Source organism: Peribacillus sedimenti (genome assembly GCF_046237635.1).
Lineage (GTDB): Bacteria > Bacillota > Bacilli > Bacillales > DSM-1321 > Peribacillus > Peribacillus sedimenti.
In genome coordinates, this window is record NZ_CP143547.1 from 4,234,935 (window position 1) to 4,248,622 (window position 13,688).

At 42.4% G+C, this 13,688-nt stretch carries 11 protein-coding genes and 1 other annotated feature; of the genes, 2 read left to right on the forward strand and 9 right to left on the reverse strand.

Going from position 1 to position 13,688, the window contains the following annotated elements:
- Positions 1 to 167: 167 nt before the first annotated feature.
- Positions 168 to 1,025: a D-amino-acid transaminase gene (dat, locus tag V1500_RS20730; protein WP_409302261.1), complete on the reverse strand. Its 858-nt coding sequence runs from the start codon at positions 1,023 to 1,025 to the stop codon at positions 168 to 170.
- A 36-nt stretch (positions 1,026 to 1,061) separates the two neighbouring features.
- A complete protein-coding gene (gene pepV / locus V1500_RS20735) occupies positions 1,062 to 2,492 on the reverse strand; it encodes a dipeptidase PepV (RefSeq protein ID WP_409306060.1) in 1,431 nt (476 codons plus the stop codon).
- A 524-nt stretch (positions 2,493 to 3,016) separates the two neighbouring features.
- Between pepV and V1500_RS20740 the strand changes: the two genes are divergently transcribed.
- Complete coding sequence (locus V1500_RS20740; RefSeq protein ID WP_409302263.1) at positions 3,017 to 3,238, forward strand: DeoR family transcriptional regulator; 222 nt, start codon at positions 3,017 to 3,019, stop codon at positions 3,236 to 3,238.
- 111 nt (positions 3,239 to 3,349) lie between these two features.
- Here V1500_RS20740 and V1500_RS20745 read toward each other — a convergent pair whose 3' ends face one another.
- Both V1500_RS20745 and V1500_RS20750 read right to left on the reverse strand, forming a co-directional pair.
- Entirely contained in the window at positions 3,350 to 4,063 is a 714-nt protein-coding gene (locus V1500_RS20745) for a pseudouridine synthase (RefSeq protein ID WP_409302265.1), read from the reverse strand.
- Positions 4,064 to 4,187: 124 nt separating this feature from the next.
- Positions 4,188 to 5,807 (reverse strand): oligosaccharide flippase family protein, encoded by a 1,620-nt coding sequence (locus V1500_RS20750; protein WP_409302266.1) that lies wholly within the window; start codon positions 5,805 to 5,807, stop codon positions 4,188 to 4,190.
- A gap of 557 nt (positions 5,808 to 6,364) precedes the next feature.
- Between V1500_RS20750 and V1500_RS20755 the strand changes: the two genes are divergently transcribed.
- Entirely contained in the window at positions 6,365 to 7,630 is a 1,266-nt protein-coding gene (locus V1500_RS20755; RefSeq protein WP_409302268.1) for an NAD(P)/FAD-dependent oxidoreductase, read from the forward strand.
- 160 nt (positions 7,631 to 7,790) lie between these two features.
- Here the strand turns inward: V1500_RS20755 and V1500_RS20760 are convergent, their stop codons facing one another.
- From V1500_RS20760 to V1500_RS20780, 5 genes are all read right to left on the reverse strand, one after another.
- Positions 7,791 to 7,976: a sporulation protein Cse60 gene (locus V1500_RS20760; protein ID WP_409302270.1), complete on the reverse strand. Its 186-nt coding sequence runs from the start codon at positions 7,974 to 7,976 to the stop codon at positions 7,791 to 7,793.
- Between the two features lie 123 nt (positions 7,977 to 8,099).
- Entirely contained in the window at positions 8,100 to 8,411 is a 312-nt protein-coding gene (locus V1500_RS20765) for a rhodanese-like domain-containing protein (protein ID WP_409302272.1), read from the reverse strand.
- A 234-nt stretch (positions 8,412 to 8,645) separates the two neighbouring features.
- Positions 8,646 to 11,060 carry a leucine--tRNA ligase gene (leuS, locus tag V1500_RS20770; protein ID WP_409306062.1) on the reverse strand — a complete coding sequence of 805 codons (2,415 nt, stop codon included), beginning with the start codon at positions 11,058 to 11,060 and terminating at the stop codon, positions 8,646 to 8,648.
- A 214-nt stretch (positions 11,061 to 11,274) separates the two neighbouring features.
- Positions 11,275 to 11,501, reverse strand: a binding site (T-box leader).
- Between the two features lie 146 nt (positions 11,502 to 11,647).
- Positions 11,648 to 12,844, reverse strand: a complete 1,197-nt coding sequence (locus V1500_RS20775) for an MDR family MFS transporter (protein WP_409302273.1) — start codon at positions 12,842 to 12,844, stop codon at positions 11,648 to 11,650.
- A 357-nt stretch (positions 12,845 to 13,201) separates the two neighbouring features.
- Positions 13,202 to 13,477, reverse strand: coding sequence for a YtzC family protein (locus V1500_RS20780; protein WP_409302275.1), 276 nt, complete (start codon positions 13,475 to 13,477; stop codon positions 13,202 to 13,204).
- Positions 13,478 to 13,688 lie beyond the last annotated feature (211 nt).

Consider the following 13,688-nt stretch of genomic DNA (forward strand, 5'->3'; position numbering starts at 1 on the left):
TTTAACTTAAGTGCCTGCCCTTATATCTATTATATCTTATAGGCAAATTTATTGAGCTATTTGGTATATAAGCGCGGGATGGCTGTTGAATGGATTCATTGTAAATACGCTTTAAAAAATGATATAAAAAAATCCCTGCCAACAGGGATTTTTCTCAGTGTACATCTTTAGTTGCGGACGCCGCATTGCCTTTCTACTTCATTACTGAAAAGCTCCTGAAGCTTCTGTGTAATCTGGCCTGGCTGTCCGTCGCCAATAACTGTCCCATCAATTTTAATAATTGGCAGGACTTCGATCGTGGTTCCTGTCAGAAAGACCTCTTCTGCATTCATTAGTTCATCGACCGTAAATTCCCTTTCTTCCACAGGAATGTCATTACTTGCACACAGATGCAGCATAACCTGTCTGGATATTCCATTTAGAATCAGGTTATTTGCTGGATGGGTGATAATCTTGCCTCCTGAAACTATGGAAACATTAGAGGAGCTTCCTTCGGTCACTGTCCCATCACGATGCTGGATGGCCTCAAAACATCCGGCTTCAGCCGCTTTTTGTTTGGCGAGAATATTCCCAAGCAGGTTAAGACTTTTGATGTCGCAGCGAAGCCAGCGAATGTCCTCTGTTGTAATTGCGTTCACACCTGTGTCCGCATTTGCTGTGCTTCTCGGCACTGCTTTTGTTTTTGCAATGTACATACAATCTACCGATGGATTAGGAAATGCATGGTTTCTAGGTGAAACCCCTCTTGTAATCTGCAAATAGATTATGCCAGACTCCAGACTGTTGGCTTTAACTAGCTCTTGCAGCTGTTCATTGATCTCTGACGCAGAATAGGGCACAGAAAGAAAAATATGCTTAGCGCTGTCCATAAGCCTTTTCAAGTGCTCTTCAGCCGTAAACAATTGGCCATTGTATACGCGAATTACCTCATAGATTCCATCACCAAACTGATATCCTCTGTCCTCAAAGTCTACCTTTATCTCCGTTTGGGCGACTAACTTTCCGTTCAGTATCATCTTTTCCATTTGGTTTCCCCTCCGATTTCCAATTCTATTTATTTCTCATTTCGCTAACTCATAGATCGCATGGGCATAAATAGCTGCGGCGCTCAACATATCATCAATTGCAATATATTCATCCTTTTGGTGTGCCACATCCTCACTTCCCGGGAATAACGGGCCAAATGCCACACCTTGTTCCAGTGATCTTGCATAAGTCCCTCCTCCAATGGAAAGTAACTTAGCTTCCTGCCCTGTTTGTTCCTTATATACCTGTTGAAGCGTTTTAATTAAAAAACTGTCACTAGTGACATGGTGCGGCTTTGAATTGGATTCTGCCGAAATTCCGAAATTGTGCTGTGCCAACTGAACAACGAGCTTTTCCTTACTTTCTTTCCAATTGTATGTAACAGGATATCGAGTTGTGAAGCCAATTGAGCCCCCACCATCCTGTGTATAGCGCAATACGCCTGCATTGATGGTAAGTTCACCGGTAATCTGATCCGAAAATGCAAGACCGAGCTTATGGCCCCTCGAATCCCCGAATAACTTGTCGTGCACAAAAGTAAAATATTCTTTAGCCTGATCATCAAGATTCAGTCCAGATAAGAAAGCGGATAAGAATAAACCGGCATTCACGCCGTTGTTTGGTTCCATGCCGTGAGCGGACACTCCCTCCAGTTCAATTATTATTCCGCCTTCCTTAAGAGTCGCAGTTCCGGCAAGAGAATGCTTTTGAATGAATGTGTTGAACCGGTCAGCTATTTCACTGCTGTCAGACGCTGCCTTAATGCTAACTATGGCATAGTCGGGTACCATATTCGGCCTTCTGCCTGAGGAGAATTCCTTTACTGTGATTCCTGTATTAGAAGCAGTGGTTACAGTATTTTGCTGGACGGTGAAATCCCATATCCCCTTTTCAGCATTAATGATTGGAAAATCCGCATCAGGAGCGAACCCCATGGCTGGCATTTCTTCTTTCTCGAAATACCGATCCACACATCGCCAATCAGATTCCTCGTCTGTACCTATAATCATTCGGACTCGTTTACCAAGCGGCAGTCCAAGTTCCTTAATAATCTTCATCCCATAATAAGCAGCCATAGTCGGGCCCTTATCGTCTATTGCACCACGGGCGTATATTTTGCCATCCCTTATATCAGCTGAAAAGGGATCAGAACTCCAACCATCTCCCTCAGGTACGACATCGACATGACATAGAATCCCTATAAGTTCGTCTCCTTCCCCCATTTCCAGATGCCCGGCAAGATTATCGACATTTTTGGTGACAAATCCATCCTTTGCACCTAATGAAAGCATGTAATCCAGGGCTGCCTTGACGCCCTTCCCCAATGGAGCTTCTTCTGTCGCTTGTTCTTCATCCAGCACACTTCTTATTCTTAAAAGCTCCTGTGTGTCCTGAAGCAAGCTTTCTTTTCGTTGTTCGATCTCCTGCCTCCAATGTATTTGGGCCACAATAATCACTCCAATCATTTGTGTGACAAAAATTGCTCTTCCATCTATTATCACTTCTTTACCATGCGTCTGCAAGAGCTTTAAAGCGCTAAAACAAAAGTTGGCTTGCAAAGAAAGCAATCCACTTTGACTTATACCGCATCATTCAAAATAAAATTCTGAAAATAACCATTTGCTGCATATCATGCATCGAAGAGGAACATGTCTTAAGACAACAGTTTCCTGAATAAAGAAATCCCTTTTTGAATATATAATAACAGTAATTTTTTTCCTAATATTTTGTTAATTAAGTTATTTATCTGGAATTTCACATACTAAAGGCGTAAAATATTAAGTAACTGCACGGTTTACAATGCTTCATAGCTGTATCACGGTGGTATAAAAGAATTAGGCATGTCGAAATTTTACCGGGAGCTGTATGTACAGCAGCTGATCTTGGAGAACAACGTATCCATTAGTCCTATCGCAGAGTTTTTCTATTTTGTTTGGCCTTACAGGCATTTCCTTATGGCCAATAAGGTAAAAGGAATAGGAGTGGTATTGTGAAACCTTCAACAAATCGAATGTTAACCCGTATTAAATCCGTTTATATGTTTATAAGTGATAACGGTACGGTTTCTACTCAAGAGCTTGTAGAAGAATTTGGCATCACTCCTCGCACGATACAGCGAGACCTGAATGTACTGGCATATAATAATTTAGTAAAAAGTCCAAGCCGAGGCCTTTGGACAACGACAAAAAAGCGTGTAAAAATGTCATCGTGATTATAGAGCAGCCAGTCAAGATCAGCGGGGCATGTCATAAAGAAATAACCAGCGCGCTCGATCCAGGCAAAAAAAGCGGCGGCCAATTTAGGCCGCCGTCTCTTATATCTATTATTCTTTACCTTTTAACAATCGCAGTTCCTCATCTGTGAGTTCCCTGTATTGGCCTAGCCCCAATTCTTCATCCAATACCAGACTTCCCATGGAGATACGTTTCAAATAAATGACCCGCTTTCCTACCGCCTCGAACATTCTCTTTACCTGATGAAATTTTCCTTCCGTAATCGTTAATTCAATGTCAGAAGTTAACCCCTGCTTGAGAATCGCCAATTCACCAGGTTTTGTCACGTATCCATCATCAAGGGTCACACCAGCCTTAAATGCTTCAATGTCATCCTCTGTCACTTCGCCTTCAATTGCGGCGAAATAGGTTTTCGGGACGTGCTTTTTAGGAGAAAGGAGCTGATGGGATAGCTGCCCATCATTTGTCAAAAGCAGCAGGCCTTCCGTATCCTTATCCAGGCGCCCTACAGGAAAGGGCTGGAACACAGCATCCTCAGGTTCAAGAATGTCAATGACTGTTTCCTGATAGTGATCCTCTGTTGCTGATAAGACACCAGGAGGTTTATTCATCATGAGATAAATGAACTCTCTATACTCTACGTCTTCACCCTGAACTGTTACACGGTCAGCTTTGGTATCCACATGCTCTTTTGGATCCTTGACCACCTTTTCATTCACTGCGACGGCACCAGATTTAAGTAGTTTTTTTACTTCTGTCCTGCTTCCATACCCTATATTGGATAACATTTTGTCAATTCTCATATTAACCTCCTGATAGTACCCTCACACCTGCGCTGTATCTACTATGGTCTTCTCACCAGATACAGGGCCCTTAAGGATTCAACATCCATACATAAGACCAGGCATTCATCTGATGAAAATGCAATTAGGCTTTTAGCTTCAATTTCCTTTGCAAAGCATCAATTCGGTTTCCAAATAAGCGATGTGCCAGCTTCGTCTTTAAAGCCAGAATGAAGTATGCTGCCGCTCCCGTCAATGCACATCCCGCTGTGACCAGGATAGCCTGAAACCGTTCCTGCGGGTTCAGGAAATGTGAGAAAATCCATTGGAATACAAATACGGAGATGGACATGAATATGGTAAAAATGAAAATAAGCATTGTTCTTCTTACAACTAGTTTATACTTATAGCCAGTAAAATACGTAATGATATACATATTGATCAGACATGCCACCAGGTAGCCAAGTGTTGTGGCATAAATGGAACCTGCTGTTTCAAACATTTTGATCAACGGAATATTCAAACTCAGCTTTATTAAGATCCCGGTCAACAGGCTTAATACGGTGAATTTTTGCTGATTGATCCCTTGAAGAACAGCTGCCGTTACTGAGAACAAAGCAAAAAAGATTGCAGCAGGTGCATAAATCTGAAGGATTTCGACACCCAATCGATCGTATCCATAAAACGCTGAGTACACTGGTTCCGCAAGCAGCGACATCCCTACTACCGCAGGAATCGTCAGGAAAAGCAGAATTTGAAAAGCCATATTCAGCTGGTTGCTAAATGTTTGAAACTTGTCCTCCACGAACGCTTTTGTTACACTCGGCAGGATGCTCATCGAAAAAGCAGTTGCCAATGTCATAGGGATAATTACTAGCTTCTGCGTCGAGAAGTTGACAATGCCTAGAGCCTCACCGGCAACCTTTGCATTTATCCCTGATGCAACCATCGCGCGGGTGAATGTCAAAGTATCTACCAATTGAAAGAGAGGGAGAGCTATCCCCACAAAAATAAACGGGATGGAAGATACTAAAATCTCTTTATATATTTGAGGTAAAGATATATGGATGGTACCCTTATCTTGTTCCAGCAATTTATCAAGGTGCGGTTTTCTCTTTTTCCAATAAATGAGCAATACAATGAGGCTTGCCACCGCACCTGCTGTTGCTGCCAATGTAGCCACGCTAATTGCTGTCACCAGGTCGCCATCCATTACCTTCAGAACGATATATACTCCGCCCAGCAAAAAGAGAACGCGTATAAACTGCTCTATTACCTGTGATATCGCAGTCGGCCCCATCGATTGATGCCCCTGGAAATAGCCGCGGATCATACTCATGAATGGAACTAGAATCAAAGCAAAACTGACCGCTCTTATAACGGTTGTGATGTCTTCTACAGTAAAATTCTGCTTGTCATCGACTGTGACAAATCCTGCGATAGCCGGAGATAATAAATATAATAGTATAAATGCCCCAATGCCGGTCAGCAGCATAATTTTCAAGCTTGATTTAAAGAGCTTCTGCCCCACGGCATATTCTTCCATTGCATTATACTTTGAGACAAATTTTGAAACCGCCAGCGGCATCCCGCCTGTGGCAAAGCTAATAAATAATGTATAAGGAATATAGGCATATTGGTATAATTCTGTCCCCTCATTGCCAACCCATTCCTCAAAAGGTATTACATAGAATAATCCGAGCACCTTGGACAGTACCATTCCAAAAGTTAAGATAAACGTGCCCTTCAATAGCTTTGATGACATTCAATCCCATCCTACCTTTATTCAGTTACGTGTTTTCGCACGCTATCAAACCTAATCTTAAAACTGACTGCCTCGCCTTATCTCTTTATAAGAACGGCACTCGAGTTATATGAATTCGAATATCTTTGATAAACTAAAGAAAAGTTTACTCTTTTCACGGATCAATTACAATTATGATATTATTTCCTGAAACGGATCTTTTAGCTTGCAGGAAAAGGACAAGCCTTTATTCAGCCAAGCTAAACTATTTTAACAGATTCATTCCTCCAAACCAATAATTATGTAGCATACTGCTGTAATTAGGGAAAAATTAAATTGTATATGTTGTCTACGTTTATTCAAATCCATGTATACTGATAGAATGGCTTGCATAAAGGGAAAAGAAATCAGACTAATGAACGAATCAGAAGGCTTATCATTTTTTGCAAAACTGCTTTATCTGCAGGTGTATGTCGACAACGCTGCCGGAGAAAAGGACGATATAGCCTAGCATTATTGTAAAGTCCCAAAGTAATATAAAGGGATATTTAAACTTAGCATAAAAGATGGTGGATGATATGAAATTTGATGTAGTTGTAATAGGCGGGGGACCCTCAGGCTTGATGGCTTCAATAGCAGCAGGCGAAAGAGGGGCCAGTGTGCTATTGATCGATAAAGGCGAAAAGCTGGGAAGGAAACTTGCGATTTCAGGCGGCGGGAGATGTAATGTGACAAACCGCCTCTCCATTGATGAAATCATCAAGCATATTCCGGGAAATGGCAGATTCCTGTACAGTGCTTTTTCAGAATTCAATAATGAGGACATTATTACATTCTTCGAAAATCTGGGTGTAGCTTTAAAGGAAGAGGATCACGGAAGAATGTTTCCCGTAAATAACAAAGCCCAGAGTGTAGTGGATGCGCTAATCAACCGGATGAAAGAGCTGAATGTCAAGGTTTATACGAATTCACCGGTTGCTGATCTCATTTATAGGGATGGAAAAACGGCTGCTGTTCTTCTAAAAAACGGACAAACCTTTGAAACCGACGCGGTTGTTGTTGCTGTAGGAGGCAAATCTGTCCCTCATACAGGTTCCACAGGCGATGGCTATGCATGGGCCAAGAAAGCGGGTCATACAATTACGGAGCTGTTTCCAACAGAGGTACCTGTACTTAGCGATGAACCATTCATACAAAGTAAAACATTGCAGGGTCTTTCACTGCGAGATGTTGCCTTAAGTGTATTAAATCCAAAAGGAAAGCCATTGGTCACTCATCAAATGGACATGATTTTTACCCATTTTGGAATTTCCGGGCCAGCAGTGCTTCGTTGCAGCCAATTTGTCGTGAAAGCGATGAAGAAATGGAATCTTACGCATGTCACGATAAAGCTGGATGCCCTTCCCGACAGAAATAAGGAGGAATTATTCCAGGAGGTTGTCATGGAGGTCAAAGCAGATCCGAAAAAAGCGATCAAAAATATACTTAAAGGATGGCTGCCAGAACGCTATCTGTATTTCCTGCTTGAGGAGAGCGACATAGACTTACAGGAACAGGGGGCAAACATACCTAATGAAAAATTGCGCCGCTTTGCCGAGCTTTGCAAAGACTTTCAATTTAAAGTGAACGGAACCCAGCCAATCGAGAAAGCGTTTGTTACCGGAGGCGGCGTCAGCGTTAAAGAAATCCATCCAAAAGAAATGTCTTCTAAATTGATGGGAGGATTATATTTTTGCGGCGAGATTTTAGACATCCATGGGTACACAGGCGGCTATAACATAACTTCCGCACTGGTAACAGGCAGGCTCGCCGGCCAAAATGCAGCACTCTATGCATGCAACTGATAGGCTGCGCAATTTCTTTTGCAGTTTGACTATCAAAAAAGCTATCTAAATTATTCCATGGCATACAGCTATGGTCCCAACCAGCATATATAAAAAGCACCCCGTCTGTTCAACCAGACGAGGTGCAATTCCCAAAGCCTTATTAATCATATACTTTTATTTATCTTACTTTATATATAACCATGGCGCTAAAACAGTAAATCTGTTCTTCTTCCTCTTCACCCGATGCGGCCACATTATACTTTATATCCACAATTTGATTATCCCGAATGCTCTCAAGGAAATAATTCATTTCGTCCTCTAAATCCTGTTCATGTTCATAATCAAACAGCTTTACTTGAATCATGGACATCCCCTGCCCTTTTTAGAAACAGGATTGCCCAAGATTCAAGAAAATATACCGTTTCCGTCAAAATTTGCACGCTTTTCTACTATGATGTTTATGAATTCTTCTTTTTGTAGAAGGATCCTACTTAACAATAACTTCGCCGGTCCAGTTCAGCATGCCGCCCACCATATTGCGTACTTTATAGCCCTGGTCCTGCATGTAGTGGCAGACATTATTGCTGCGATTGCCGGATCGGCAAACGAAAATATACTCCTTGTCCTTATCAAAATGGTCCAGTTTCTCAGGAATATCGCCCATCCGGATATGCTTTGCCCCTTCAATCATCCCGTGCTGAACCTCTTCATCTTCACGGACATCCACTATTTCCAGCTTCTCACCCGCCTCAATCTTTTCCTCTAGCTCCTGGGGAGTTATAGTCTTAATATCTTCCATTTAGACACCTCATCAATTTAAATTTATGTATGACTCATTATAACAATTACCCGTGCCTCATCCAAATAAGAGGCTCATTCTGCTGCCGCTGTACTCAGTTAAAGAGATTCTGATCTCCTTGTAGAATTTACACAATTAAATAGGGGTCTGACCCTAAAATTCTTAAGCATATGCTATCCCCAGGGATCAAGGCCCCCAAGATTGGCTCGGAGGCCTTGTCAGCAGCTTTTTTATTTAGTTGGCAACAATATTAACCAGTTTGCCAGGTACCGCAATCACCTTACGGATCGTTTTGCCATCAATCTGCTCTTTGATGGCTGCATCATGCATTGCCAATTCTTCCAATTTTTCTTTGGATGAACCGGTTGGAACCATTAGCTTTGTCTTCACTTTTCCATTGATTTGGATGACTATTTCCACTTCATCTTCAACAAGTTTGGCTTCATCGTATGCAGGCCATGTTTCATACGTAATGCTTTCGATGTGGCCAAGCTTTTCCCACAGCTCTTCAGCTATGTGCGGTGCTACTGGAGAGAGCATTTTCGTAAATCCTTCGATATAAGCCTTAGGCAGATTTTGTGCCTTATATGCGTCATTGATAAACACCATCAGCTGTGAAATAGCCGTGTTGAGTTTAAGTTCCTCGTAGTTTTCTGTAACCTTCTTGACGGTTTGGTGGTACACCTTTTCCAGCTTGCCGCTGTTATCATTCTCAACCACTTTTTCAGAAAGAGTACCATCGTCTTCCACCAATAGTCTCCATACTCTGTCAAGGAAGCGTCGAGCACCATCAAGGCCATTCGCTGACCATGCGATGGACGCTTCTAAAGGTCCCATAAACATTTCATATAGACGAAGGGTGTCGGCCCCGTGGCTTTTGATGATATCGTCAGGATTGACCACATTTCCTTTTGACTTACTCATCTTTTCATTATTCTCACCAAGAATCATTCCCTGGTTGAACAGCTTTTGGAAAGGCTCTTTTGTTGGCACAACCCCTAAATCATAAAGGAACTTATGCCAGAAACGAGCATATAGCAAGTGAAGCACTGCATGTTCCGCACCGCCAATATACATATCGACCGGGAGCCATTCCTTTAATTTTTCAGGATCAGCAATCGCCTTTTCATTCGTTGGGTCGATATATCGCAAGAAGTACCAGCTGCTTCCTGCCCACTGCGGCATGGTGTTTGTCTCGCGTCTGCCTTTACGGCCATTTTCATCTGTCACATTTACCCATTCTGAAATATTCGCAAGCGGCGACTCCCCAGTCCCGGAAGGACGAATCTCCTTCGTTTTTGGCAGCAATACCGGAAGATCTTTCTCTTTTACAGGTTCTACGCTGCCATCTTCCCAGTGGATAATTGGAATCGGTTCACCCCAGTAACGCTGGCGGCTAAACAGCCAGTCACGCAAGCGATAAGTAATTTTTTTCTCTCCAATCCCTTTTTCGGTAAGCCATGAGATGGCAGCCTTGATGGCTTCATCTTTCTTCATGCCGTCCAAGAATCCGGAATTGACATGCTCTCCATCACCTGTAAAGGCCTCTTCTTGCACATTGCCTCCAGTAACGACCTCCTTGATTGGAAGGTCAAACTTCACTGCAAACTCATGATCGCGTTCATCATGTGCGGGAACAGCCATTATAGCTCCGGTTCCATAGCTCATCAATACATAATCCGCAATCCAGATTGGCATCTTTTCTCCATTTACAGGATTAATAGCATAGGCACCTGTAAATACGCCCGTTTTTTCCTTTGCCAAGTCTGTTCTTTCAAGATCCGTTTTGTTTTTAACTGTTTGGATATATTCCTCAACTGCACTTTTTTGCCCTTCTGCAGTAATCTTTTCGATGAAAGGATGCTCAGGTGACAGTACAGCGTATGTGGCTCCAAACAATGTATCGGGACGAGTCGTAAATACAGTAAATGAATCGTCATGTCCTTCAATCGCAAACGTCACCTCTGCACCTTCAGAACGGCCAATCCAGTTTCTCTGCATATCCTTGATATTCTCTGGCCAATCAACCTCTTCCAAATCATCAAGCAAGCGATCCGCATAAGCAGTGATCTTAAGAACCCATTGCTTCATTGGACGGCGCTCAACAGGGTGCCCGCCGCGCTCACTCTTTCCGTCAATGACTTCTTCGTTAGCAAGCACCGTTCCCAATGCCGGACACCAGTTGACTGCTACTTCATCAATGTAGGCTAAGCCTTTTTCATACAGCTTTGTGAAAATCCACTGTGTCCATTTATAATAACTTGGATCTGTCGTGTTGATTTCCCGCTCCCAATCATAGGAAAAACCAAGCTCCTTAATTTGCCTTCTAAACGTATTGATATTTTTCTCTGTAAATTCAGCCGGGTCATTTCCAGTATCTAATGCATATTGCTCAGCCGGCAATCCAAATGCATCCCATCCCATTGGATGAAGGACTTTATAGCCCTGCATTCTTTTCATTCGCGATAATATGTCACTTGCGGTGTAACCTTCCGGATGGCCGACATGAAGTCCTGCACCAGATGGATATGGAAACATATCGAGCGCATAGAACTTCCTTTTACCGCCCTCTTCATTTGTTTTGAACGTCTTGTGTTCTTCCCAGTATTTTTGCCATTTTTTTTCGATCTCATAATGGTTGAAACTCATCATCTTTCCTCCTAGAGTTAAAATAGTAAGGCAACTGCAGCCTAAAGCGTGTTCAAAAAACTTGCCATTTGCCACATATAGTTGGTCACTTAGAACCATTACATGTACCCGACGACATCCCAAGCATATCGAAAACGTCGAAGCGGGCCGCAGTCAAAGTAAAAAACTATGCATTCCTATCTTCGATAAAGGAATAAAAAAATCCCCTCATCCCAAAAGGGACGAGAGGATTATGTATATCTTCCCGCGGTACCACCCAAATTGGCGACAGAAAACAATCGCCCCGCTCTTCGATTCCGTAACGTGGAAAACGCCGGACACTACTGTTCATTCATGTCCGAAATTCAAAGGCGAGTTCACGATCATTCCTGGCTGGCTTTCACCGTCCGCCAGCTCTCTACGCAGGTTCAAATCGCTAATACTCCTTATCATCATCGTTAGATATAGGATTATATACGTATTCTAGTAAATTTTATTCATAAATGCAATAGCCGTTTTTCATTCATTATAAACATCTTTTGTTTTATATATTCATATTATGGGAAATATGTTTTCATTTCCAACCTGTTTCGCGCTCATCAAGGAAACTATTTTACAGGTGAAATTATATTTTCACTGCTGTTAGCTTTCTTAAGCCCTTTATCGTAAAAGAGTGTTGTAACAATAGCCATGACGAAGAGAATTGAAAATACACCGAACATCATATTCATTCCAAAAGAATCCACCAGAAATCCCCCTAGCAGCGGGCCAACCATCCTTCCCGCAGTGGCGGTGCTGTTCACGACCCCCTGGTAAAACCCTTCTTTCCCTTTAACAGCCAGTTCATTAGCAGCCGCTGGCACGGCGGGCCAAACAAACATTTCCCCGATTGTCAGAATGACCATAGCTGTCATGAAACCTGCAAAACCCGCTGCGTTGGCAGCCACCGCAAATGAAATAATAAAAATAAGCATCCCCGCAATAAGCTGCACCTTCAGTGTTTTTGCAAACCATTTGACTAATCCAGAGACAACTGGCTGTGCAACTACAATCAACGCCCCATTTATAGTCCAAAATAAGCTGTATTGCTTCAATGTAATTCCTATTTCCTGAGTATAAGCAGCGATAGTAGATTGCCATTGCACATATCCGATCCAGCATAGGAAATATCCAATGCTTAAAATGATCAGGGCATGCATTTTAACGCTGATTTGAGCTGTCTTGCCTCCAGCCGCAGGTGCTGCCTGTATGGAATCATCAGTCTGGATACCTCTAAATCCAAACACTGCAAGAGCAAGAAAAACTAAATACAAGGCTGTATTCGCAGCAAAGATGTATTCGAACGAGAATGAAGCGACTAGTCCTCCCAGCGCGGAACCAACAGCCACCCCAAGGTTCTGTGCCACATAAATAGCATTAAAGGCCTTTCTTCCGCCCTCTTTCCAGCAAGAACCGGCCATTGCAAAAATAGCCGGAAATATAATACCTGCTCCAAAACCGGAAATGGTTAATAAGATTACGTACGGCGTCCATGAATGGTCAATTGTCAGCCCTACGGAAGAAAGGACAGTCAATAAAATTCCGACAACAATTGTTTTATAGCCGCCTATCTTGTCAAACATGATTCCCCCGGCAAGATTTCCAACTACGCTTACTAGAGAATTGGCCATAAGAACGAGGCCGGCGACTGAAAGAGACTTCCCTAACTGGTCATGAATATAAATGGTATTGAGAGGCCATAAAAAGGATGATGCAGTTACATTTATAGCCATACCGATAATTAACATCCATAAGGAACGAGGCATAACTTTGCTCCCTTACATTAGAATCGTTTTGTGCACTAAACCATTCTATTGCTTTTCCTCCTGCCCGGCAATAGTTTTGTCAGCAAAATGATTCGGTTGCGGCCAATGCAGATTCACTGCCTCAGGGATTAAGATTCAGAAAACATGTGAAAACTTGTGCTTATTATCAAATATGCAGTATATGTAATAACTGGCGTGGTACAAATAATCAGAAAGTCCCGTATTATGTTTCTCATGAAACAAATACTGGCATGAATTTCATTGAAAAAGCAGTATACAAGAACAAAAAGAACTGGTCCGCTGACACTCACATGTCCGCGTCAGTCCTATTCACAGTATGGAGACGTTGATTTTAAGTCACATCGTTCGTGTATTGCTGCGCAAGATCATCTGGTTCTGCATTTGATCCACCAGCAATCGCATCCTGTAAAGCCTTTCTCTCTGCTGATTATCCGCACTGTTCCAAAGAACATCAATTTCATGTATAGCCTGTTCTAGCATGTTCTGGGCCTGGGTATATTCCAAGTCGTTGCCGTGCTCCTGCCTGGCCCCTTCCATATACTGCTCGTCCGCATATTGCAGCGCATCCTCGCAATTAAAAAGGCACATATCTATAGAATGTCTTGTTGCCACATTCCTTCACTCCCTAGCTACACAAGATAGAAGAGAAAAATCTCATCCGCAATTTTAGTTTTCTCACTTTAGATTTGCTTTATAAAAGGCAAGTATAGACATTTCCCTTCCTGTGACCTGAATTCGAAATACTTTTGAAAACAGACTTTGATACATGGTAAAATACCTTTTATGATTGTAAAACCTACCGCAATCGGAGGGCATGAATGTT